The sequence below is a fragment of the Dokdonia pacifica genome (assembly GCF_900188275.1).
GTDB classification, from domain to species: Bacteria; Bacteroidota; Bacteroidia; order Flavobacteriales; family Flavobacteriaceae; genus Dokdonia; species Dokdonia pacifica.
The window spans coordinates 80721-105146 of record NZ_FZNY01000008.1; the positions used below are offsets into that span (position 1 = coordinate 80721).

The window sequence follows — 24426 nt, forward strand, 5'->3', positions numbered from 1 at the left end:
ATTAGATATTGAAGAATTAATAATTATTTGACTAGGCAACCTTTTACGAAAAATTTGCGTCTATATAGTGTATAACGTTACTCTAGAAAGATGAGATCAATCAAAAAAGATGCAAGAACTGCAGGTTTATTGTACCTAATTACTGTAGTAAGTGGAGTTATTAGCCTTGTGTATGTTCCTTCTAAACTCATTGTATGGGATAATGCAACCGAAACTTATAATACTATTGTAGCAAATGAATTCTTGTTCAAAATAGGTGTTTTAAGTGATCTGATATTATATACTACATTTATATTCTTATCACTAGCGTTATATGTATTACTCCGAAAAACGAATGAGAGTATTGCAAGAATTATGGTTATTCTTGTCTTAATAAGTGTTCCTATTTCTTATGTAAACCTCATTAGTAAATTAGATGTACTGTCCCTTATTAATGACGCCGAAATTCTGAAACATATCGATCTTAACGTACAACATTCGCAAATGATGGCGCTTTTAACATCTCATAATAATGGGATTATTCTGGTTGAAATATTTTGGGGACTTTGGTTATTCCCTTTCGGTTATTTAGTATTTAAATCTGGGATTATACCAAAAATAATGGGTGTTTTCTTAATGCTTGCATGTTTTGGTTACCTCGCTGATTTTTTGGGCTATTTCCTTTTTCCAGATAGTTTTGGAGAAACTATAATTCCAACTATTGCAAGTATAACTCAAGCTTTGGGCGAGATGGGTATTTGCTTATGGTTACTAATTATTGGAGCTAAGGAAAAAGCAGAAAACTAAAAGAAAGTTACGATTTGAAGATTGGATTTCGAGATAGCATGCTTACTATTTAAAAATGATATTGTATTACAAAACTCAAAGAATAAGAAAACATGGACACGCAAAAGACGATTTTAAAAAACAAGAAGGTTGATATAAAAATCAAATTAGCAGCGTTATGGCTCGTATTCATACTACTATACGTATATACCGATTTTTACAAGCTATACATGCCTGAAAAAATACAAGCCGTAATGTCTGGAGTAATAGACGGCTTTGAAGTTACTCAGATGTCGCTTTTACTTATTTCTATCGTTACCATTATTCCTGCTTGCATGATTTATTTCTCATTAACTTTAAATAGCAAAACCAACCGTATTCTGAATATTGCTATGGGTATATTTCATGTAATTATTGGGATTGTAAACATTATAGGTACGACATGGTATTTCTATATGTTTTATGGAGCTTTACTCATTATTGTTGCAATTCTCATTGTATTGAATGCATGGAAATGGCCAATTGAACATGAAAATAATAGCATTTGATTTTTTATTAAATGCAACGATCATAATTCCATTCTTGTTTTTTTTCGCAAAAAACCTTCTAGCGCTCGTTTGTACCGAGTGCTTATAAAGCATATACAACTACTAACTCAAAACACTACTTCAACCCGTCCTAGGTAAGCTTTCGCGAAAGCGAAAAACACCTATTTAAAAGTAATAACAGACTAATACTATGATTAAACCTTCTTTTATAACTAGCTAGCTATAGAAACTCTACCATTATACTTGTTATTTCAGGACTAATTAATCATTCATGATTACCAATACTTTACATTCTTTCTTAAAATATTTCAGGTACTCAAGCGAGCCGTTTGAAATAAACTATATCAGTATCTGGTAAAGAATCTACTTATGAAAACCGTTGCAAATGCTTTATTCCATTTGTATTTACTAATTTAGGTACTTAAAACACCTAACAAATTATACACAAACACGTTGGTAGTAATTTAATGAACAGCTTAAATCAAATAAAAAGAATAAAAATAAAGTTAGGGCTAGCTAAAAACACAGACACTTTTTTTGAGGTATTTGGTGCTACATCTCACCAATATGTTTTAGACACACCTATACTAACTAATGAGCTGAGCAATTTTGAAAACACTTATAATATTACTCTTCCAAAAGCTTATAAACTATTTTTAACTGAAATTGGAAATGGCGGACTAGAATATAAAAACTCTGTTGTAGGCAATTCAGGTGCTGGGCCAGACTATGGTATTTTTAAATTAGGCCATCCATTTCATTTCATTGTAGAACCTTCATCAAAATATCTTGAAAAAGAACCATTTTTTAATGAGAACACAACAGTAGAAAAATGGGAAGGAATACAAGATAAAATGGATGATAATATTTCAGATGAAGATTATGATAAAGAGATTGCAGAGGCTTATTCGGGTATTTTAAACATTGGTTATTCAGGGTGTTCCGGATACCTAGGAATTGTAATTAACGGAAAAAACAAAGGACGTCTAGTGGTAACTTATGACCAAATAGAGTATTGCCCTAGTTTTTTTGAAGAAAATAATTTTTTAGACTGGTATGAGAATTGGCTAGATCGAATTATATCTGGAGAAGAAATCATGAAAAATGATTTTATATCTCAGTCAGAAAAAGAAAAAGATATTGTCACTCAATTTATATCTAACATTGATCATGAATATTGGCAATTCAGAAGACTAAATTATTTAAGAAGCCTAAAAACCTTGACTAATAACTCACTCAACAAACTTTGGAAAAAATATAAATCTATCGAGCAAATTGAACAAAAAATTTGCATCTTAAACTTCTTAACTAAATTTGATTATCTTAATTCTAAGGAAGAAATATCAAAGTGCTCAAAAATGAATCCATTAGCATTTTTAAGAAATATCCATTTATATGCTAAAGAAAAAACGAACGATTGGGCAAATGAAATCAATTCTATTAAAACAGAAAATTCAAATAATTTAGAAGTCATGGAATATATAAAATTTGTGACGGAATTAGATTTAAAAAACTACTAACCACAACGCATATAATCAATTGCTTGTTCTGCATCTACTCAAAAAATACTACGGATTTTCTATTAAATTAGTATTTACTAATTTAGTTGCTGAAACGCACCGTCAATACTATAAAAGCGCAGTCCAATAAGGATCAAAACACCTAAACTGATGAGTAAATACAAGGAAATATTGGATCATGTAGCCAGATATGTTGAATTATCGGATAGCGAAATAGCAGCGTTTACTTCCATATTAAAAACCACTAGAGTAAAGAAAAGACAATTCATTATTCAACCTGGGTTTGTATCTGAATATCGAAACTATATTGTAAAAGGTGCTGTACGAGTTTTTTATTTAGATGATGCTGGAAAAGAACATACGGTGAGTATCGGAATAGAAGACTGGTTCTTCACAGACTTTCATAGTTATCTAAATAGAACTCCTGCAGAATACTATGCAGAAGCGCTTGAGGATTCTGTAATCATACAAATGAAGTATGACGATGTAGAAGAACTTTGTGGAAGAATACATGCTTTATGCCAATACTTTAGGCTTTATATAGAAAAGGCCTTATCCTATTCTAATCAAAGAGTGATTACCAATATCAGTAAAACTTCTGAAGAGCGTTATTGGGAGTATGTTACTAAATATCCGCAAATTGCCAATAGAGTACCGCAGTATGTCTTAGCATCTTATTTAGGCATCTCTCCAGAGTCAATAAGTAGAATTCGTTCTCGCTCATAACAAAAGTTGATCTACATCAATTTTACACCTTGATCTAAGTCAAGCGTTTTTCTTAACACATATCATATTTGCTTCTTCAGCTATGACGCAACTTTGTCCTGTCAATAATTGACAGATACTCGTTTACGTTGTATGTGACTTTAATTCTATAGAACGAAACGGTATTCTTTTAAAAGAAAAAATAAAGAATTTATTATGAAAGCAGTAGTTTATAAAGAACGAGCAAAAATTGAGGTGGTAGATATACCCAAACCTCAACTAGTAAAAGACGATGATGTTATTGTACGTATAACCCTTGCAGGTGTTTGCGGCGCAGACTTAGAATTTACTCAAAACGGACCTGAAATGGGCTTATATGAGGGAATGAGAATAGGTCACGAATTTGTAGGTATCGTTGATCAAGTAGGGAAAGATATTCATTCGTTAAAAGTGGGTGATCGTGTCATAGCATCGGCCATGTTTGTTGATGGAGATTGTTACTATTGTAAACGTGACTTACCCTCTGCATGTGATCACGGAGGTTTATTTGGAACTCCCCTATTTGCACAACATGGTGGTGATGATATTCAAGGAGGACAGGCTGAATTTATACGTGTTCCCTATGGTAATTCTTCACTATTTAAACTTCCAGAAGGATTAACAGGAGATGAGCATGATACAAAAGTGCTTCCATTAGGAGATAATTTTGCTACTGGGTATCACGGTGCATTAAATGCCAATATCAAAACAGGAGAAACTGTAGTGGTTATTGGTGATGGTGCAGTAGGACTAAGTGCCGTAATGGCCGCTACATTATTTGGACCTTCTACTATTATTTTGGTAGGACGCCATGACAGTAGATTAGCATTAGCCAAAACAATTGGAGCAACGCATGTTGTCAATTCAAAAAATGAAGATCCTGTAGCATTTGTAAAATCACTTACAGAAGGAAGAGGCGCAAATTCTGTGATCGATTCTGTAGGTAATAAAACAGCAATTGCACAAGGTATGGAAATGACGCAAGCGGGTGCATCAATTAGTGTTCTAGGGTTTGGTCATCTTTATGAACCTGTTGAGCAACCTTATTCATCGGCATTATTTAGAAATATAACAATTCATACAGGGGTTGTAAATGTAGCTGCATATATGAAAAAATTACTTCCTATCGTAGAAAGAGGTGTGATTGATCCTAGTAAAATCTTTACGGATATTTTACCATTAGCAGAAGCAGTAAAAGGATATGATTTAATGCGCGACCGTTCTTCCGGAACACTTAAAGTGGCTTTACGCCCATAAACATTTTCATATCAAAAATTTAAAATAAACCATTTATCATGAAAAAAATATTTTTCGTGTTCATCTTAATCACAAGTTTTATGACACAAGTACAAGCTCAAAATAACGATCTACAATTAATTGAAAAAACGATCAATTATTATCTCGATGGAATGACTACGCACAATGCTACTTCTTTTGAAAAGGCATTCCATCCAAATGCCACTATGAAATGGATAGACAAAAAATATGAAGATGTGAATGCTATTGAAGCGTTAAGCTCATATGTCAAGGCAAATGATCCCGTAAAAACAAAAACCCGCATTATGGCTATACATATAGCTGAAGATGCTGCAAGTGCTCAGTTAGAACTGGAATATGACACCTTTTCTTACATTGATTTTATGCATCTATTAAAAATTGACGGAACGTGGAAAATTGTTAGCAAAACATATGCTACAAGAACAAAGAGTCCTAAGGAATAAAAAATAAGAATAGACCCAGGTGTCATTTTTTACAGTTATAATTATGAATACGTATTTACTTCCAGTTTTTGCCATTGTTATAGGCGTTGTTATTGCTTTTGTAACCAAAAAACAAAAGTCAATAGGCACTAAACTCCTATTATCATTTAGTGGTGCATTTCTATTAGCACTAACACTTTTTGATTTATTACCAGAAGTATATCATCATTTAAGTGCCAAACAAACTGGACTTTTTATAATGTGTGGTGTCTTATTGCAAATTATTTTAGAGTTTTTATCTAAAGGTGTAGAACATGGTCATGTACAAACACATAAAAAAGATAAAGAATTTCCCTGGGTACTATTTATAAGCCTTTGTATCCACAGTTTCTTAGAAGGGTTTCCTATTCACCAACATAACGATATGGTGTATGGTATCTTGATTCATAAAATTCCAATAGCGGCATTAATCACTACTTTTTTATTGCAATCTAGTTATAGCAAAGTACAAATTATTAGTTTCTTGATCGTATTTATGGCAATGACACCTTTAGGCACTTATATATCCAATAATATGATCTTAGCTACTGAATATATCGATTTTATTAATGCGATAGTCATTGGTATCTTTTTACATATTGCTACAACTATTTTGTTTGAAACTGGTGAAGGTCACAGCTTTAATTTATCTAAATTGGCAATGATATGCTTTGGTGTTTTTGTTGCCAATTTGATTTAAAAACCCTCATAAGAAAAGAAAATGAAAACTATGAATGTGTGAAAAAGAACAGGTTCAAAAAAATACACACATCATCAAGACTGAATACAAAATAAGCTACCTTAGTACATTCTACCGCAACCTGCTTAACAGCAGAGAGGTATACTATAAACGCTATTTACGAACCTATGCTTTCTAATATTTTTGCATTCTTCCTTAAAATTTCTCCAGGATTCAAGCGAGCTGTTTGGAAAAAACTATATCAGTATCTGGCAAAGAAGTATCCTACAGAGGAATGGACGTATATGAATTATGGATACCAATCTAGTGACACATCTATTAAAATCCCTTTGAAAGAGGAGGAAGAGAAAGATCGATACATGATTCAGTTATATCATCATGTGGCGTCTGCTGTAGATCTTAAAGATAAAGATGCTGTAGAAGTGGGAAGTGGTCGTGGCGGAGGTGCATCGTACATCAAGCGATATCTTCATCCAAAGACGATGACAGGTATTGATTATTCTAAAAACGCCATCAAATTCAGTAAGGAACATCATTCGGTAGAAGGATTAACTTTTATTTATGGGGATGCAGAGAACTTACCGCTAGCAAATGAAAGTATAGATGTGATTGTGAATGTTGAATCTTCACATTGCTATGGGTCTATGAAAAAATTTGTGGCGCAAGTATATAGAGTATTACGTCCTAATGGATATTTTTTGTTTGCTGATCTTCGTCCTGCAGAAGAGATCGATGCACTTGATACGACCTTTAGTGATGCAGGATTTGAAGTTCACAAAAAGGAATTGATTTCAAAGGAAGTAGTCAATGCTATGGAGGCATTTCATGAGTTCAAATTAGCGTTCTTTCAAAAGATGGTAAAGGGCTGGCTACGGAAACCTCTAAATGATTTTGCAGGAGTGAAAGGTTCAAACATCCATACTGAATTTAGTAATGGAAAGATGGTATATTACCATTATGTATTGCGAAAACCCAAAGCTTAGCTCCTGAAATTTTGTAATGAGTGTTCGTAAGACACATTAGCATTTTTCGTTAATAACTATAAACTAAATTAAAGGATTTACAAATCGATATTCCTCATATTTGTGCTAAAATCAGGCTTACAAGCAATATGAAATTAAATGAGAAAGTTATTATTTTTTCAGCACCTTCAGGAGCAGGGAAAACTACGATAGTCAGACACTTACTTTCAGTGAATAATACCTTAGCATTCTCCATTTCAGCTTGTAGTAGAGAAAGAAGAAATACCGAAATTGATGGAAAAGATTACTATTTTCTATCTGTTGATGACTTCAAAAGAAAAATACAATCAAAATCATTTGTTGAATGGGAAGAAGTTTATAAAGACCATTATTATGGTACGTTAATTTCTGAAGTACACCGGATTTGGGAAGGGCATAAAATTATAGTATTTGATGTAGATGTTGTGGGAGGTCTGAATTTAAAAAAGTACTTTGGAGATAAAGCTATTTCAATTTTTGTAAAAGCACCATCTTTGAAGGAATTAGAAACTCGATTAAGAAACCGAAAAACTGAAACTGAACACACATTGCAAACAAGGTTAAATAAAGCTAAAAAAGAAATGAAATTTGCGAAAGAGTTTGATTTTATTTTAGTGAATGATTATCCAGAAACTTCTTTTAAAAAGGCGGAAAGAATTGTAAATTCATTTTTAGATTCCCATTAAAAGTAAGTTGTACACATACAAAAACTGTAAATCATTTCCAGCGTTTAATCACAACTAGTGTTCATAACACAAGTTCAGACCATCCTATGTAAGCTTTCGCGAAAGCGGAAAAACACAACACACTATTACATAGCACACATTTCATTTATTAACAATAATCATCATAGTCTGGTATGTTTTTTGTGACAGCATCTACTCATAACGCACTTAAAATCAAACACAATGAAAAGAAATATTCTCACTTACTCTATTCTTTTTGCTTTTATTTTTACATCCTTTCATGCATTTTCTCAAGTCCAAAAAATCGTTTCTGATACCAATGAGTTTGAGTATCTCGTCGGAATGGAATATTCTGATGTAAAAGAACTGGATAACCTTGTATATCAAACCAGAACGAGCATGATAGATGCCCAGAAAGAGACGAGCTCTACAAAGTTCACAAAAGGAACCTATCAAATTATTACTTCTGAAATAGTACGATACGAGCCAGACTCTCTTAAAAAAATATATACAATTCAAGATATCATTGTTTTAAATGGCACATATTCTACTTGTGAAGGTTGTCTTATCTCAAAAGTAAAAGACTATACGATTAAATCGGTTCACCAAAATGGGAAAGTAAAAAAAGAATCTGTTATCATAGCTTTTAAGAAAAATGATCTTACAGGCGTATTCACACAAGTAGATCCAAGAGCCTATGAATGGAATGAAAATACGGATCGCTTAGAAAAGCTTATGAAGAAACCTATTATAGGTAAGTTTTAAAATGATTTTATACTTTATCATAGTAGTTTCTTTAGTTCAGTATGTGATCTATTTTATAAATAGTAGATACACCATCAAGTTTCCTGATTCTATGTTGCTATTTTTTATAGTTATCGCACATTTCTTTTTATTTCCAAAATTGTTTTACCCAAAACTCGATCCTGATGAAATTAATTGTGGATTACCCATGCTAGGAGTAACCTTGTCTTTTTGGGTTTTTGGTACGTTAGCTAGTTGTTTTACACATATGCTATGGAAATTAAAAAATCGTAGTAAGACAACTGTTGTATAATATCACACAACTTCAATCTATCCTACTTGCGCTTTCGTACTTCGACTACGCTCAGTATAAACTTCTTCGTCATATTGTTCCTTGAAAGCGGAAAAAAGAAGACGCTACTTCTATTAAAATACCTGTAATTGAAATGATTATAACATTCTAAAACTACGCTCCTTTCAAAAAAAAGAAATAAAAACTCTTAAATAAGAAGTGATTTTCAAATGGATTTTATAACTTTACCATACCACACCAGAACAGTATGGTTGTTTAAAAATAAAAACTAGCTAAAATTCACACACTATGAAAAAGTATTACTACCCCCTTCTTATAGCTGGGTTGTTTAGTCTACTCACCAATGCACAAGTTATTTACAGCGATCAATTTGATGATTTCCTGACTACTGAATCCAACAGTGCATATGATGTAAGTCTTGATAATGGCAACCTCAACATTCAAGGAAATGGAACCGCAGGAGCTTTTAATGCCTTTGAATATGATGTACATACTGCAGGCACTCCTACTACTTTTGATATGACATCTCCCCCACAAATTTTCATCAAAGCCAGAGCAAATGGCGTGGGCGTATTACGTATAGACGTAAAAGATGCCGAAGGATATGTCTCTAATCTTTCTGCAAACTATGCATCACTCACAGAAGAGTTTGCGGTATATACACTTGATTTTGATGGAGACTTCAACGATGGTGGTTATGGAGGAAGTCCTTGTGAATCTGCAAATGCACCTTGTCCTGTAGATCCTACTACAATTACCAACCTTGTTTTCTTCGTAAATGATACGACTGGTGGGTATGATGGCCTTATTGAAATCGATTGGATTTCGGTAGGGGAACCTTTGGAAGAACAAGCTACAGATTTGTTATATAGTGATCAGTTTGATGACTTCCTGACTACAGAGTCTAATGATGCCTACACGTCTTCTCTAGTTGATGGAAATCTAATGATTGTTGGAAATGGAACTGCAGGTGCATTTAATGCTTTTGAGTATGATTTACATGATATGGGAGCCTTACAAGCCTATGACCTTTCTGCAAACCCACAACTCTATATCAAAGCAAGAGGCACTAGTATGCCTGAGTTTCGTATTGATATGAGAGACACTGCTGGCTTTGTGACCAATCTGCAAGCAAATGCAGTAACGTTGGATGATGATTTTGGGATTTACCAATTGGATTTTACAGGAGATTTTTTAGATGGTGGTTATGGAGGTAGTCCCTGTGAGTCAGCAAATGCACCTTGTCCTGTAGATCCAACTACAATTGCTCATCTTGTGTTTTTTGTAAATGCTGCTACAGGAGGATATGATGGGACGATTGAAATTGATTGGATCTCTGTAGGAGAACCTCTTGAAAATGAAGATGAACCAGAACTTTTATATAGTGATCAATATGATGACTTCTTAACAACAGATTCTAATGATGCCTATACAGTCTCTCTTTTAGAAGGAAATTTAAACATTGTTGCCAATGGTACAGCTGGTGCTTTTAATGCGTTTGAATATGACCTACACGATATGGGGACTCCTATGGCTTTTGATGTTTCTTCTGCACCACAATTATATATCAAAGCAAAGGGAACAAATACTCCTACCCTTCGTATCGACATGAAAGATGCCGAAGGTTATGTTACGAACTTACAAGCGAGCTCTGCAACACTTACAGAAGATTATTTTATCTATACATTAGATTTTGATGGAAATTTCTTAGATGGAGGGTATGGAGGAACGCCTTGCGAAGCTGCCGATGCGCCATGTGCAGTAGATCCTACCATGATTACTAATCTGCTATTGTATGTAAATGATGCGACAGGAGGTTATGAGGGAGTGATTGATATTGACTGGATTTCTATAGGGCAACCGCTAGAAGATGCATTGCCTGCTGGTAAAAACATACGATACAATCAAGTGGGATATCACTTGAATAGAGAAAAACTTATCAATCTCACTTCCGAGACCGATTTTGAACCACTACCCTATACGGTTGTGGATGCTGATGGAGTAACTGTAGTTTCTGGAATGACTTCAGCGACGCAATTATGGAACGAATCACAAGAATATGTAGCGACTATAGATGTCTCTGAAATTAGTACGGAAGGCATCTACGTTATTACAGTAGATGATGAAGAAGCAGAATTCCGCGTAAGCGAAAACGTATACGAAGCCTTAAGCGAAGCTGCTTTTAAATATTATTATTACAATAGAGCTTCTACAGAAATTACTGCTGGATATGGAGGAGATTATGCAAGGCCTTTAGGATTACCTGATACTGAAATTTTAGTACATTCTTCTGCGGCATCAGATGCACGTCCAGAAGGGACTGTGATTTCTGCGCCAAAAGGCTGGTATGACGCAGGTGATTACAACAAGTATATCGTTAATAGTGGTATTAGCACCTACACATTACTTGCTGCATTTGAACACTATCCAGACTATTTTGAAACAAAAGCCTATGATATTCCAGAAACATCTAATGCTATTCCTGATATTTTGGATGAAATAAAATGGAATTTAGACTGGATGCTTGCCATGCAAGATCCTAATGACGGAGGGGTTTATCATAAACTAACAGGACTAAACTTCCAAGGAATCATCATGCCAGCAGATTATACTGCAGATCGTTATGTGGTACAAAAATCAACATCGGCGGCACTAAACTTTGCAGCAGTAACGGCAATGGCATCTCGTATCTATGCCAATTATGAAGCTGAACTTCCTGGATATAGCGCACAACTTATTGCCGCATCAGAAAGTGCATATACTTGGGCACAGGCAAATCCGACGGTATATTATGACCAGCCAGATGATGTATTTACAGGAGAGTATGGAGATAACAATGTCTCTGATGAATTTCAATGGGCTGCGGTAGAGCTTTTTATTACGACTAGTGATCAAACGTATAATAATGATATTGATGTAGAAGCGATTGGTAATGGTGTTCCATTCTGGGGATATACAGCGCCACTTGCACTTATTTCGATTGTAAATAATGCAGAACAGATTGATAATGATGTTGATGTAGCTAGTGCTACGGCAAAATTCCTAGAAACTGCAAACCAATTAAAAGATAAAGTAAATAACAGTGCAATGCGTGTTGCTATGGGTTCTGGAGATTACAATTGGGGAAGTAATGGGCAAGCAGGAAATCAAATGATGTTATTAATCCAAGCCTATCAGATAGATGGGGACGATACTTTTCTGGATGCGGCCTTTACAGCTTCAGATTATTTACTAGGTCGTAATGCAACTGGTTATTGCTTTGTGAGTGGATTTGGTGATCTATCTATGAATAATCCGCATCACAGAATTTCTGAAGCCGATACGGTATTTGATGCAGTACCTGGTATGGTCGCTGGTGGTCCTCATTCAGGACAGCAAGATGGATGCCCTGGATATCCAAGTACAGATCCTGCACGTTCATATGTAGATACATGGTGTTCATATTCTTCAAACGAAGTGACAATTAATTGGAATGCGCCTCTATTTTACTCGACAGCGGCACTATACAGAATTCAAGAAGAAGCCCTATCCATAGAAGATGTTGAAATTACGGATGCAAATCCGTTACAGCTTTATCCAAATCCATCTACAGATATTATCAATATTAGTTTAGAAAATGCCTCTAATCTATCGGTAAAAGTATTTGCAATGGATGGGAAACTTATCATAGATCAAGCACTTGAATCATCAAGAGCGCTAAACATCAATTCCCTATCAAAAGGAATGTATGTGATGCAAGTAGAAAATGAAGGAGAAAAATACGTTGCGAAGTTTTTCAAAATGTAATTTTTACGAATTCCACTAAGGAAGGTGCTTATCATATGATAAGCGCCTTTTTTTATGTGACCCTTTTTCCGCTTTCGCGAAAATGGAAACAGGAAGCAATGAGGCCAAGATTCATGGGTCAAAGGAAACAAGACTATTTTAAAAGCCCCTCAGATTTTCTATTCAGTTTGTATTTGTTAAATTTAAGTGCTTAAACATGTAACGAAATCATACAAGAATACGTTAGCAAGCATTAAAACTAAAATACAAATCATGAAAAATCTATTTGCATTCTTATTTATTTTAAGCGTTTTTAATTTCTTACATGCACAGGTAGAAGAGACTTTTTATTCCAATGGAAATATTAAAGAAAAAATATCATATAATTCAAATGGGGAATTTAACGGCGTTTATGAATCTTATTATGATAATAAACAGCTAAAAGAAAAAGGGTATTATAATAAAAGAGAAGAGCAAATTGGAGAATGGTTAGAGTATTACAAAAACGGACAAGTATCCAAAAAAGGGAGTTTCAACAAATCTGGCAATGAAATAGGAATATGGCTTGAGTATTATCCAGATGGTAAAAAATATTCTATTACTGAGTATGACAAGAAAGGGAATCATAAAAAGACTCAAAAATTCCATGAAAATGGTGAGGTTATTGGCTTAGCTATTGATGGAAAAAATATAGGGACATGGAAATCATATGACTTTGCCACTAAAAAATTGTCACATATATCCAATTACAATGACCTTGGGGAATTACATGGTATGCAAAAATATTTCTCAAAAAATGGTGAATTGTATAGTGAATCCAGTTATGTTAATGGAACTAAGGATGGAGAGCATAAAACATATTATAATAATGGTAATGCTAAAGAACTAGTGACATACAATAATGGTAAACTATATGGTAAGCAAGCTATGTATTATGAAAATGGGCAAGCGCAACTTGTGATTATGATTGATAATAGAGGTATTCCGACGAGTAGTAAACGTTATACTGAAGATGGGAAATTAATTGATTGATTTTTTTTGTAAGTAACATAAAAATAGTTGCTTACTAAATATAAAAACAATACTAAATTGGGTTCTTAATCAAAGATTAGTACACGCTTGATCACACTGATTTTCTTACTAAAAATCCTTACTAGTACTTGTTATAATGATTGTTCATAACATAACCTCAACCCATCCTAATTAAATTTTCGCGAAAGCGAAAAAACAAAAACCATCAATATGAAAAAATCTGACATCTTATCTAATGTATACGTATTTGTTATTTTACTCTTTACCTCATTTTTTTTCTCTTGTTCTAATGCTGATTCTTCAGGAGATATAGGAGGCATTGAATTTTCCTTTCCAACAGAACATTATAAAGAAGCATTGGATGGAAGATTGATTGTGTTGATTTCTAAACAAATCGAAACGGAACCTCGATTTCAGCTTAGAGACGACTCCAAAACGTGTCAAGCGTTTGGAATGGATATTAACGACTGGAAACCTGAAGAGTCGCTACAGTTTGATATGGGAGCATTTGGGTATCCCATTCGTAACTTTAAAGAATTGCCATCAGGTGAATTCTTTGTACAAGTTTTATTTCACAAATATGAAACCTTTGAACGAGCAGATGGGCATGTGGTCAAATTACCTATGGATAGAGGAGAAGGACAACAATGGAACAAAGCGCCAGGTAATCTCTATTCTACACCTCAAAAAATCACAATCAATAATGGACAGTTTCCTGCTATCAACATAAAATTAGATCAAAAAATACCTCCAATTCCTGAACCTGAAGACACAAAATATGTAAAGCATATAAAAATTAAAAGCAAGTTGTTGAGTGATTTTTGGGGAAGAGATATGTATTTGGGAGCACATATACTGTTGCCTGAAGGATGGGATACGCATCCTGATGTTAGCTATCCACTTGCTATTATGCATGGGCATTTTCCGGGAGATTTTGGAGGATTTAGAACGACGCCACCTGATCCCAATTTGAAACCTGAATATAGTGAGCGCTTTGATGTTGAAGGCTATAATGTAACCGTCCAGCAAGAAGCGTATGATTTTTATACAACTTGGACGGGTCCTGATTTCCCTCGAGTCATTGCCATTAAAATCCAACATCCAACACCTTATTATGATGATTCATATGCTGTCAATAGTGAAGCACAAGGACCTTATGGAGATGCGATTACGTATGAGCTTATTCCGCATATCGAGCAACAATTTAGAGGAATCGGAGAAGGTTGGTCACGATTTGTTTATGGAGGAAGTACAGGTGGATGGGAATCGCTGGCTGTGCAAGTAAAATATCCAAAAGAGTATGGAATGGCTTTTGTCGCTTGTCCGGATCCCATTGATTTTAGAGCGTATTGTTTGGTAAACATATACGAAGATGAGAATGCCTACTACCAAGAAGGTACATTTAGAAAAACACTGGTTCCTGGTCATCGAGATTATTTAGGAAATGTAGATGCTAGCTTAAAAGATATGAATTATCGAGAATTAGTATTAGGTACAAAAGGTAGGTCAGGACAACAATGGGATATTTGGGAAGCAACCTACTCACCTGTAGATGAAGAGGGCTATCCTAAAAGAATCTGGGATCGCCTCACTGGGGAAATAGATAAAGAAGTCGCTTCCTATTGGAAAGAAAACTACGACCTCGCTTATATTCTGAAACGAGACTGGGCAAAAAACGGTAAGGATTGGGAAAATAAAATTCATATCTATTGCGGTGATATGGACAATTATTATCTCAACAATGCCGTATATCTCGCCGAAGAAATCCTATCAGAAACCGCTGCTCCTTATTATAATGGCGAAGTAGATTATGGTGACAGAGCAGAACATTGCTGGAACGGCGATCACGATAATGGAAATCATATTAGTAGACTCCGATATCACCGTATGTTTATCAAAAAGTATGTAGATAAAGTTCATAAAGTTGCTCCAAAAAATGCTGACTTGAAAAGTTGGAGGTATTGATATTTTTCCGCTTTCGCGAAAATGAAAACAGAAAGCATAGCTATGTATTAACAGAACATTCAAACAAACCATCAAAGACTTTTCTTCTTTAGAATTGTAACAGTATTCAAATTCATAGGTCTCTACTAGGAAACTTATGTAACACAAGAAACTTCAAACCATATCTGGACATTGAAGTTAAAAAATACTGCTATAAAAATGAAAAGAATCACTGTTATAACACTCCTATTTCTGATAATTACGACTGTAAAGGCCCAAAGTAATAGACAACTTTTAGATTTTGAATTTGAAGGTGTAACATTAAACGGCGTATTGAATCTTCCCAAAGATCAAAAACCCAAAGGAATTATACTGATCATTCATGGATCCGGAAAAACCAATGCTGTAGCTCAGGAATGGTATTTAGATATAAGAGAAACCATTGTAAAGACTGGATATGCTACTTATATGTGGGATAAAATGGGATGCGGGAAAAGTGAAGGCACATTTAATTACAATCAATCGGTTCAAAATAGCGCACTGGAAGCGATAGCTGCCATCCATATGCTACAGAAAAATCAAGAATCCGCATCAAATACTATCGGTCTCTATGGAGGTAGTAGAGCGGGTTGGATAAACCCAATTATAATAAATGAATACAAAGACGTCGCATTTTGGATTTCAGTAAGCGGTGTCGATGACAAAGAAAACTTTAGCTATCTCCTAGAAGAGAATCTAAGAATTGAAGGACTGCCTAAAGATTCCATTAATCTAATTGTAGATCAATGGTTGGAAGGAATAAAAATCGCGCATTCAGGAGGAAGTTTTGAAGCCTACATGAATGCTACAAAAGACCTTCAAAACAATGCACTTTGGAAGCGATTTGTGAAAGAAAATTATGGTAAAATGAATGAAGAAGCATACACAGGATTTCAAGTACCGCTCATGAAAGAAACTCTTGATGAAGAAACAGGCTTACCTATTTATATTGAAGATTTTGATAAGATTTTATCTAATGTAAAAATTCCAGTCTTGGCGTTATTTGGAGAAACAGATACGAATGTAGACTGGAAAAAAACCAAATCATTATATAAAAAAACAATAGGTCAAAATACTAGCTTAACCATAACATCATTCCCTAATTGTAATCATAACATACTTGAATGTAAAACTGGAGGGATCTATGAGTTTCGAGATAATAACTTACCCTACAAGAGATGCGATGGCTTTCTTGATGCTATTGAAAACTGGTTGCAAGCAAAATAACATACTTCCTTAAACAAGGAATGAATTATTGTAAAACCAATAAATTAATCCCCAAAAATGCTATCTTAACACCATAGATGACCTCATCATGGCAACGCAATCCTTTTCTATAAAAAAAGCAAATCGCTTCTTACCACATATGCTATTTGTGGGAATAGGAATAGGTACTGCTAATTATGTCATGAATGCCAACTTAAACTGGATTCAATGGAGTATTCAATCGATAGTAACAAGTTTTCTAATTGGATATACACTTGTAGCTATTGGATTGAATAAAACTTGGTTTACAACTCACTTTACATCTAAAGTCAAGTTATATCTCTTCTTATTTTCTGTGTTCTTTTTAATAGGGATATTAGCAACAGAAGTGGAACATTATATCAGATCTTTAATTTTCCAAAGTCAGGATTTCCAACCATTCTCCTCAGGTAAAATGTATGTATTTAATGGAATTATTGCATTGATTTTAGGATTTAGTTTCTTCCTAAATTATATCCCTAAAAATAGTACTTCTGATGAAAGCCTCGAGCATTTAGAAAGGCAAAAAAATGACCCCACAAAACCGCTGGATGTTACAGGAGCTATGACAAGCATTCCTGTAAAACAAGGAGAAACCATTTTATTGATTCCTATTACCGATATTGTTTATTTTGAAGCATATGATAACTATGCTTTTGCACATATCGTTTCAGGAGAAAAACGATTGTGTGATTATTCACTAGCTTTTCTTGAAAAACGATTGGACAAAAATTTTTCTAGAGTTCATCGAAAGTATATAGTAAATGAAAGTCATATCAAAAAAATCAAACCACATCTTAATAGTAGGTATATCATTGAATTTGATAATGGAATTGATGCTATTACGAGTAGTAAAAGCTATATCGCTACCATTCGACGGCTTATTAAAATTGAATAACCCATTTTAATACAAATACTAGCTTCCATCTCTCTCTTTTTGAAGATTCATTCACCCGTTGTATTACATCACTCACCCATTATTCAGTCCCCCTACCCGATTCTTCTTTTATAGTAACCTGCACTTCAGTTATTTGCAATGAATTTGTTTTAAAACAGAATATCATCAATCAAATACAAAGCATATGGATATTGCACACAACTCAAACATTTTACTTCACATCGTTACAGGAATCGTTGCATTATTATTGGGGATTATAGCACTTCTAACTACTAAAGGAGGGAAAATTCATAATAAAAGCGGGAACTACTTTCTGAAACTAATCGCTATCGTCATTGTAACCGGAATGATCGGTGTGTTTGTTTTTAAAAGAAACACCTTCTTATTAGTCATTACTGTATTAAGTGGATATGTTTCTTTTTCAGGGTATCGGGTTCTCCGTACTAAAACCAATACACCCAAACGTATAGATATCATTGTAGCAATTCTAAGTTTACTGGTATTGACATATTTTCTTTATTACTTCAAATCTATCGGGATGATCTGGTCTCCAATCATTATTTACAGTACTGTGGGTGCTTTGCTATTGGTTATTAGTTATGATTTTATACGTTATCTCATTCCTAAAGAGACTTACAAAAAGCATCATATTTGGCTCTATGAACATATCTACAAAATGACTAGTGCTTTTTCTGCTTTATTATCTGCTTTTACAGGAACGGTATTAGATGAATATCAACCCCATAGTCAATATATCCCATCTGTTATAGGCATACTTATTATCATTGGATTTATGATATATACATACAAATACGGATTGAAAAGATTACCTCGTTAAGGCCGAATTATACCTGTAGGATATAGATCTTAAACTACTCAACTATGTAGAGTTTTAGTATCTTTCCATAATAATATCTAATACAGATAGATTAACTCATTATAATACCATTTCTGTAATGCACAAAAGAAGCTTCGTATTTATTCTAATGATAGCGGTTTCAAATATCTTGAGTTTTGAAACACATGCACAAGATCCCAATTTTCATATTTATTTGTGCTTTGGACAATCTAATATGGAAGGACAGGGTATTATTGAAGCTCAAGACAAAGTAATAGAAGATCGTTTTCTAGTAATGCAAGCACTGGATTGTCCTGAATTAGGTAGAACAAAAGATACTTGGTATCCAGCTGTTCCTCCTTTATCACAATGTTACTCAGGACTTTCTCCAGCTGATTATTTTGGGAGAACATTAGTTGCAAACCTTCCAGATAGTATTAAAGTAGGGGTTATTAATGTAGCCGTTGGAGGTTGTGATATTCGGTTATTTGATAAGGATCTATATCAAGAGTATCAAGACACCTATCAAGAAGATTGGTTTACAAATAAAGTAAAAGATTACAACGGAAGTCCTTATGCATATCTAATGCAGATGGCTAAAGTAGCGCAACAAAAAGGTGTCATCAAAGGGATTTTATTACATCAAGGAGAGACCAATACAGGAGACCCACGTTGGCCAGCATATGTTAAGAAAATTTATCAAGATATGCTTACAGAACTTTCTCTAAATGCTGAAGATGTCCCATTGCTAGCTGGTGAAGTCGTTTCTATAGAAGGTAGTTGTTGTGGGAGTATGAACCCTATTATCAATACCTTACCTGACATTGTAGAAACTGCCTACATTATCTCTTCTACAGATTGTACTGCTCAAGATAATGCCCATTTCGATTCAGAAGGATATCGAGAAATGGGAAGAAGATATGCTACCAAAATGCTTACATTACTCCCTGAATAATGCAGTAAGACTAACCTCTTTTTCTTACAGGTTGATGTATACGCTTTCGCGAAATCAAACTTGTGAGATTCAAGACTACAAGGAGAGTGAAACGGTAAAGCAAAAAAAGGTTCTTATATTAGTACATACCATATCCATATGGTTATCAAATACAAACCACTCCAGCATATGAAATTTTATAAAAACATACTACTACTTATCACCATGGGAATATTGAGTTCTTGCAACGCACAAGAGAATGAAAAACGTATATATCTTGCAGGATGGGAAGCGGAGTTTAATGGAGATGAAGACTGCCAGAAATTTATAGAAACGCAAGTCATAGATAAAAAAACAGCCCTTACTGTCTGGTCATCTATAGAGCTCGTATTTGAAAACAATAAACTAGTCAAAGCTTATGATCATGAGGAAGGTCAAAAAACAGAACGGAAATTAAACGAAAGCGAAATAGGACTTGAATACACAGCTATCAAACCTCATCAAATTTATGAGTTTAATCGCGTTAGAGACTCTCAAAGTTATTTAGGAGGAGAAGCACCTCCAGAATTTACAACGCCTACATTTACGTTTAATGCTCCATTTCAATATCTAGGAAAATTTTCTAAATCTGATGAAGCATTTGCTTGGTTACCTTTTGATATTCATCTCGTTGCTCCTATCTATCTAAACTTTGACAAATTATATATTGACTATTCCGACCCCATGAATCCTAAAGTAATCGATGAAAAGAAATTGAGTGAAACAGACAATTCATACGATGACTTACAACCAGATTCTGAAATAGTGTATGAAAAAGTATATATAAAAGGACAAAAATCTAATGATTACAATAACAGTGTAGGACATACAGGGGTACCTAGTTGGATACAATATCCAGATATTCCAACCTGTCCAAAATCCCAAAAAACCATGCGCTTTTTAGGGCAAATAACGAGTGATGTAATAAATACTAAACGCACCAGTGTTCAACCTGAAAACGAATGGTACAGAAGAGATTTTGAAGGGATGAACTTCTGGGGAGATGGCGATCTTTATATGTTCTTTGAACCCGAAAGTAAAGTAATCTGTTTTTTGATTCAAAATACCTAATACCTTCCTTATAAGATATTACCCTACTTTCCCTAAATTAGTCTTCAAAAATAAGCACATGCATCAAACGTGGTGGAAAGAAGGAATTGTCTATCAGATATACCCTAGGAGTTTTAAAGATACAACTGGAAACGGCATTGGAGATTTACGAGGGATTATTGAAAAGCTGGATTATATCGCGAGTTTAGGCATAGATATTATTTGGCTCAATCCTGTATATGACTCCCCTAATGATGACAATGGGTATGATATCCGAAACTATCGTACCATCATGGAAGAGTTTGGCACCATGAGTGATTTTGATGAGCTATTAGCTGGAATGAAAGCTCGCAACTTACGCCTAGTGATGGACTTGGTTGTTAATCATTGTAGCGACGAGCATGAATGGTTTCAACAATCCCGATCCTCACGTGATAACCCGTATCGAGATTATTTCCACTGGTGGCCCGCCGAAAAAGGAGCGCCTCCAAAACGCTGGAGTTATTTTGATGTCAATGAAAATGCATGGCAATACGATACACATACCGATGCCTATTACTTACACTATTTTGCTGTAAAGCAACCCGACTTAAAATGGGAAAACCCGAAAGTACGTCAGGAGATTTATGATATGATGCATTTCTGGTTTCAAAAAGGTGTTGATGGATTTCGTATGGATGTCATACCATTTATTAGCAAAGACACTACCTACCCTGAGATAAATGCCACAGCTCCTCATGAATATATTGCTTATTATTCCAATGGACCTCGTATACATGAATACCTCAACGAACTCAATCGTGAAGTAATTTCTAAATATGATGCATTTACAGTAGGAGAAGGACCGGGTATTCATATAGATCAAGCATTAGATTTTGTGCATGAAGATCGAAAGGAAATAGATATGTTTTTCCATTTTGATTTGATGTCTTTAGACCGTAAACCGGGCGAGGTATTTACGATGCGAGAAGATGCGTGGAAACTCCCAGAGTTTAAGAAAATTTTTAGTGATTGGGATACCGCTTTCGCGAAAGCGGGTTGGGGAAGTTTATTTTTAGCAAATCATGATTTCCCAAGATCTGTAAGTCGCTGGGGAAATGATAGCCCAGAACATTGGAAAAATAGCGCTACCCTACTCCACACCTTTTTATTGACTATGAGAGGTACTCCCTATTTCTACCAAGGAGATGAAATAGGAATGACCAACGTACGCTTTACAGACATTGAGGACTATCGAGATATTAATACCATTAATCGTTATGAGCATGTAAAAAATAGCGGTGGTGACTTAGTTGCCTTTATGGAAAGTGAGCAACATGCCGCACGCGAAAATGCCCGTACTCCCATGCATTGGGATGCTTCACAAAATGCTGGTTTTACTTCAAGCACCCCGTGGATTCGTTTGAATCCTAACTACACTAATGGCGTTTCGGTGGCACATCAAGAAACCGAAGACTATTCAGTACTTTCTTATTTTAGAAAAATGACGGCTGTGAGAAAATCGAACCTTGCACTCGTATATGGCGATTATGAATGCTTACATCCAGATCATGAGCAAGTATATGCATATACTCGTACCCTAGGAGCAGATCGTTTTTTAATCTTACTTAATTTTAGTGATGATACCGTTACTTATATACTCCCGCAACATATCACCTATAATAGAAAAGTAAAAGTAATTTCGAATGCACTTATCTTAGATGATCAAACCTATAAAGAATTTATGTTAGGTGCTTGGCAAGCTGTTGTGTATCGATTAGAAGATTAAAGTCACTTAAAGAATACGGAAACCATGAACATAGTCCTAAAAGATAACATTGAAGTAAGTATCCGAGAGTTACATCAATGGGGAACATACAATGGTCTTCTTGAAGGACTACCCACCGATGCATCTAATAAACGTACTATTGAAACAGTCATTAAAAGAGCACAAGAAATGTCTTTTTTGAATGACTATTATTTAATTGAACCTGAGCAAACACCCATAAAAATTAACAGGCCCTATCGTTTCGGTACGCCCATGAGTTTACCCTCTACGGTATGTATTGCAGAGCTATGGCATCATCAACCCGCAAGAAATGAAGATATGCATGCATCTTCATTATTAGTAATCTGGTTTCAAGAAACATATTGCTTTCCAATAGAAGATGATATTCTTGAAAAATTCAAAACGATAGATTGGGGTAAACATGCCTATGATTTTGAGTATTGATAGCACCCCAATAGATCACTTAAAATTGTGACGAGCTATAATGAGAATTAAAGAAACATGTACTTTTAAAAAGTAGTATTTCTTGATGTAGTTGTATTAGATAACTCTATTGTGAAATTCGACAAGATAATTACCTAAAATGACATGTAATTTAGTGTTTAAAAACAAGGAAATCCCTTTGTGATTTTGTATCTTTATTGCAAACATTTTTAATGAACATTCCCACTATCGATTTACCTCGAATCGTTGTTATCGGGGCAGGATTTGCAGGGCTTCAAGTTGCAAAAAAGATTGACACCAATCAGTATCAACTCGTTCTCATTGACAAAAACAATTACCACACTTTTCAACCTTTATTATATCAAGTTTCTTCAGCAGGATTAGAGCCAGATTCTATTGCCTATCCTATTCGGAAAATATTACATAAAAAGAAAAACACGTTTTATAGATTGACAAATGTCGAGCATATTGACACCGAAAAATCTATCATCAAAACGGCTATTGGAGATATTTTTTATGATCAACTTGTGATTGCTACTGGTGCTACTAATAACTTTTTTGGAAATGATAATATTGCATTGCACTCACTTCCAATGAAGTCCCTTACAGACGCACTCAATTTACGTTCTAAAATCTTAGGCAATTTTGAAAAAGCACTTAACACAACAGATCTAGAACGTCGTGAAGAGCTCATGAACTTTGTAATTGTAGGCGCGGGTCCTACAGGAGTTGAGCTTGCAGGCGCACTTGCAGAGCTTAAAAACAAAATCCTTCCAAATGACTTTCCTGATTTGGATTTACGAGTCATGAAAATTCATGTTATCGAAGCAGCACCAAGAGTGCTCGCTCCTATGCATGAAAATTCTTCAGAAAAAGCGTTTGCAGCACTTAGAAAGTTAGGAGTACATATCTGGACAGAAACCTTTGTGACCGATTATAAAGACAATATAGTAACCACAAATGGAGATCAATCCTTTAGAACCGACACTTTAATTTGGGCAGCTGGTGTAAAAGGAGATTTTCCCGAAGGGTTAAATGCTGCCGAGATTGGACGAGGACACCGTATTATTACAGACGATTTTTGCAAAGCAAAAGGAGTAGATAATGTTTATATATTAGGAGACGCAGGTCTTATACAATCAGAACGATACCCACAAGGCTTACCAATGCTTGCCTCTGTAGCCATGCAACAAGGTGTATATCTAGCAAAAGCATTGAATCGCTTAGCGCGAAATAAAAAAGCAGTCCCATTTATATATAATGATAAAGGATCTATGGCTACTATTGGACGTAATAAAGCTGTTGTAGAACTTAAAAAATTCAGATTTCAAGGATTCTTTGCATGGCTTGTATGGATGTTTGTACATCTTATGCTATTAGTTGGCTTTAGAAATCGCGTTGTAGTATTTGTGAATTGGATGTGGAATTACTTTAGATATAATAATGGTTTACGATTGATTGTAAGACCTTATAAACGTCCTACAAAAGCATAAAAACACTTTAAACAGACTACAGCATCATTAAAACAAGGATGTATAACTATTCTTTATATATAGTTATACATCCTTTTCTATTTTAAAGAAATTGCACTTCTCAACAAACTTGTCAATTATCCACTTTTCACAAGTATAAATTTCACATATTATATATACGCTTTCGCGAAAGCGTAT

At 34.6% G+C, this 24426-nt stretch carries 21 protein-coding genes; all 21 read left to right on the forward strand.

Annotated elements, in window-relative coordinates; genetic code table 11:
• The first annotated feature begins 90 nt into the window (after window positions 1–90).
• The 21 genes from CHB80_RS20440 (at window position 91) to CHB80_RS20545 (ending at window position 24249) form a co-directional block, all read left to right on the forward strand.
• On the forward strand, window positions 91–786 hold the full coding sequence (locus CHB80_RS20440; RefSeq protein ID WP_089373367.1) for a DUF4386 domain-containing protein: 696 nt from the start codon (window positions 91–93) through the stop codon (window positions 784–786).
• 92 nt (window positions 787–878) lie between these two features.
• Window positions 879–1313, forward strand: coding sequence for a DUF6326 family protein (locus tag CHB80_RS20445; RefSeq protein WP_089373368.1), 435 nt, complete (start codon window positions 879–881; stop codon window positions 1311–1313).
• Between the two features lie 467 nt (window positions 1314–1780).
• Window positions 1781–2833, forward strand: coding sequence for an SMI1/KNR4 family protein (locus tag CHB80_RS20450; RefSeq protein WP_089373369.1), 1053 nt, complete (start codon window positions 1781–1783; stop codon window positions 2831–2833).
• A gap of 150 nt (window positions 2834–2983) precedes the next feature.
• Window positions 2984–3559, forward strand: a complete 576-nt coding sequence (locus tag CHB80_RS20455; RefSeq protein ID WP_089373370.1) for a Crp/Fnr family transcriptional regulator — start codon at window positions 2984–2986, stop codon at window positions 3557–3559.
• 195 nt (window positions 3560–3754) lie between these two features.
• Window positions 3755–4834 carry a zinc-dependent alcohol dehydrogenase gene (locus CHB80_RS20460; protein WP_089373371.1) on the forward strand — a complete coding sequence of 360 codons (1080 nt, stop codon included), beginning with the start codon at window positions 3755–3757 and terminating at the stop codon, window positions 4832–4834.
• Between the two features lie 38 nt (window positions 4835–4872).
• On the forward strand, window positions 4873–5298 hold the full coding sequence (locus tag CHB80_RS20465; RefSeq protein WP_089373372.1) for a nuclear transport factor 2 family protein: 426 nt from the start codon (window positions 4873–4875) through the stop codon (window positions 5296–5298).
• A 43-nt stretch (window positions 5299–5341) separates the two neighbouring features.
• The gene (locus tag CHB80_RS20470; RefSeq protein WP_089373373.1) at window positions 5342–6016 is read left to right on the forward strand and encodes a ZIP family metal transporter; all 675 of its coding nucleotides are present in this window, start codon (window positions 5342–5344) and stop codon (window positions 6014–6016) included.
• Window positions 6017–6183: 167 nt separating this feature from the next.
• Complete coding sequence (locus tag CHB80_RS20475; RefSeq protein WP_089373374.1) at window positions 6184–6999, forward strand: class I SAM-dependent methyltransferase; 816 nt, start codon at window positions 6184–6186, stop codon at window positions 6997–6999.
• A gap of 128 nt (window positions 7000–7127) precedes the next feature.
• Window positions 7128–7703, forward strand: coding sequence for a guanylate kinase (gene gmk, locus CHB80_RS20480; RefSeq protein WP_089373375.1), 576 nt, complete (start codon window positions 7128–7130; stop codon window positions 7701–7703).
• A gap of 222 nt (window positions 7704–7925) precedes the next feature.
• Complete coding sequence (locus CHB80_RS20485; protein WP_089373376.1) at window positions 7926–8468, forward strand: hypothetical protein; 543 nt, start codon at window positions 7926–7928, stop codon at window positions 8466–8468.
• Between the two features lie 580 nt (window positions 8469–9048).
• Window positions 9049–12546, forward strand: a complete 3498-nt coding sequence (locus CHB80_RS20495) for a glycoside hydrolase family 9 protein (protein WP_089373378.1) — start codon at window positions 9049–9051, stop codon at window positions 12544–12546.
• 252 nt (window positions 12547–12798) lie between these two features.
• Entirely contained in the window at window positions 12799–13557 is a 759-nt protein-coding gene (locus CHB80_RS20500; protein ID WP_089373379.1) for a toxin-antitoxin system YwqK family antitoxin, read from the forward strand.
• 210 nt (window positions 13558–13767) lie between these two features.
• A complete protein-coding gene (locus CHB80_RS20505; protein ID WP_089373380.1) occupies window positions 13768–15522 on the forward strand; it encodes an alpha/beta hydrolase-fold protein in 1755 nt (584 codons plus the stop codon).
• A gap of 198 nt (window positions 15523–15720) precedes the next feature.
• Window positions 15721–16767, forward strand: coding sequence for an alpha/beta hydrolase family protein (locus tag CHB80_RS20510; protein WP_089373381.1), 1047 nt, complete (start codon window positions 15721–15723; stop codon window positions 16765–16767).
• An 88-nt stretch (window positions 16768–16855) separates the two neighbouring features.
• The gene (locus tag CHB80_RS20515; protein ID WP_089373382.1) at window positions 16856–17683 is read left to right on the forward strand and encodes a LytR/AlgR family response regulator transcription factor; all 828 of its coding nucleotides are present in this window, start codon (window positions 16856–16858) and stop codon (window positions 17681–17683) included.
• A 184-nt stretch (window positions 17684–17867) separates the two neighbouring features.
• Window positions 17868–18521 (forward strand): hypothetical protein, encoded by a 654-nt coding sequence (locus CHB80_RS20520; RefSeq protein ID WP_089373383.1) that lies wholly within the window; start codon window positions 17868–17870, stop codon window positions 18519–18521.
• Window positions 18522–18639: 118 nt separating this feature from the next.
• Window positions 18640–19476 (forward strand): sialate O-acetylesterase, encoded by an 837-nt coding sequence (locus tag CHB80_RS20525; protein ID WP_089373384.1) that lies wholly within the window; start codon window positions 18640–18642, stop codon window positions 19474–19476.
• Window positions 19477–19644: 168 nt separating this feature from the next.
• Window positions 19645–20565 (forward strand): hypothetical protein, encoded by a 921-nt coding sequence (locus CHB80_RS20530; RefSeq protein WP_143337201.1) that lies wholly within the window; start codon window positions 19645–19647, stop codon window positions 20563–20565.
• 58 nt (window positions 20566–20623) lie between these two features.
• The gene (locus tag CHB80_RS20535) at window positions 20624–22312 is read left to right on the forward strand and encodes a glycoside hydrolase family 13 protein (RefSeq protein WP_089373386.1); all 1689 of its coding nucleotides are present in this window, start codon (window positions 20624–20626) and stop codon (window positions 22310–22312) included.
• Window positions 22313–22336: 24 nt separating this feature from the next.
• Entirely contained in the window at window positions 22337–22756 is a 420-nt protein-coding gene (locus CHB80_RS20540) for a hypothetical protein (RefSeq protein WP_089373387.1), read from the forward strand.
• 212 nt (window positions 22757–22968) lie between these two features.
• Entirely contained in the window at window positions 22969–24249 is a 1281-nt protein-coding gene (locus CHB80_RS20545) for an NAD(P)/FAD-dependent oxidoreductase (protein WP_089373388.1), read from the forward strand.
• Window positions 24250–24426 lie beyond the last annotated feature (177 nt).

Excerpts from the sequence above, each read along its gene's own strand:
- CHB80_RS20440 (WP_089373367.1), top strand. The coding sequence starts at position 91 with ATGAGATCAATCAAAAAAGATGCAAGAACTGCAGGTTTATTGTACCTA.
- CHB80_RS20445 (WP_089373368.1), top strand. The coding sequence starts at position 879 with ATGGACACGCAAAAGACGATTTTAAAAAACAAGAAGGTTGATATAAAA.
- CHB80_RS20450 (WP_089373369.1), top strand. The coding sequence starts at position 1,781 with ATGAACAGCTTAAATCAAATAAAAAGAATAAAAATAAAGTTAGGGCTA.
- CHB80_RS20455 (WP_089373370.1), top strand. The coding sequence starts at position 2,984 with ATGAGTAAATACAAGGAAATATTGGATCATGTAGCCAGATATGTTGAA.
- CHB80_RS20460 (WP_089373371.1), top strand. The coding sequence starts at position 3,755 with ATGAAAGCAGTAGTTTATAAAGAACGAGCAAAAATTGAGGTGGTAGAT.
- CHB80_RS20465 (WP_089373372.1), top strand. The coding sequence starts at position 4,873 with ATGAAAAAAATATTTTTCGTGTTCATCTTAATCACAAGTTTTATGACA.
- CHB80_RS20470 (WP_089373373.1), top strand. The coding sequence starts at position 5,342 with ATGAATACGTATTTACTTCCAGTTTTTGCCATTGTTATAGGCGTTGTT.
- CHB80_RS20475 (WP_089373374.1), top strand. The coding sequence starts at position 6,184 with ATGCTTTCTAATATTTTTGCATTCTTCCTTAAAATTTCTCCAGGATTC.
- gmk (WP_089373375.1), top strand. The coding sequence starts at position 7,128 with ATGAAATTAAATGAGAAAGTTATTATTTTTTCAGCACCTTCAGGAGCA.
- CHB80_RS20485 (WP_089373376.1), top strand. The coding sequence starts at position 7,926 with ATGAAAAGAAATATTCTCACTTACTCTATTCTTTTTGCTTTTATTTTT.
- CHB80_RS20495 (WP_089373378.1), top strand. The coding sequence starts at position 9,049 with ATGAAAAAGTATTACTACCCCCTTCTTATAGCTGGGTTGTTTAGTCTA.
- CHB80_RS20500 (WP_089373379.1), top strand. The coding sequence starts at position 12,799 with ATGAAAAATCTATTTGCATTCTTATTTATTTTAAGCGTTTTTAATTTC.
- CHB80_RS20505 (WP_089373380.1), top strand. The coding sequence starts at position 13,768 with ATGAAAAAATCTGACATCTTATCTAATGTATACGTATTTGTTATTTTA.
- CHB80_RS20510 (WP_089373381.1), top strand. The coding sequence starts at position 15,721 with ATGAAAAGAATCACTGTTATAACACTCCTATTTCTGATAATTACGACT.
- CHB80_RS20515 (WP_089373382.1), top strand. The coding sequence starts at position 16,856 with ATGGCAACGCAATCCTTTTCTATAAAAAAAGCAAATCGCTTCTTACCA.
- CHB80_RS20520 (WP_089373383.1), top strand. The coding sequence starts at position 17,868 with ATGGATATTGCACACAACTCAAACATTTTACTTCACATCGTTACAGGA.
- CHB80_RS20525 (WP_089373384.1), top strand. The coding sequence starts at position 18,640 with ATGCACAAAAGAAGCTTCGTATTTATTCTAATGATAGCGGTTTCAAAT.
- CHB80_RS20530 (WP_143337201.1), top strand. The coding sequence starts at position 19,645 with ATGAAATTTTATAAAAACATACTACTACTTATCACCATGGGAATATTG.
- CHB80_RS20535 (WP_089373386.1), top strand. The coding sequence starts at position 20,624 with ATGCATCAAACGTGGTGGAAAGAAGGAATTGTCTATCAGATATACCCT.
- CHB80_RS20540 (WP_089373387.1), top strand. The coding sequence starts at position 22,337 with ATGAACATAGTCCTAAAAGATAACATTGAAGTAAGTATCCGAGAGTTA.
- CHB80_RS20545 (WP_089373388.1), top strand. The coding sequence starts at position 22,969 with ATGAACATTCCCACTATCGATTTACCTCGAATCGTTGTTATCGGGGCA.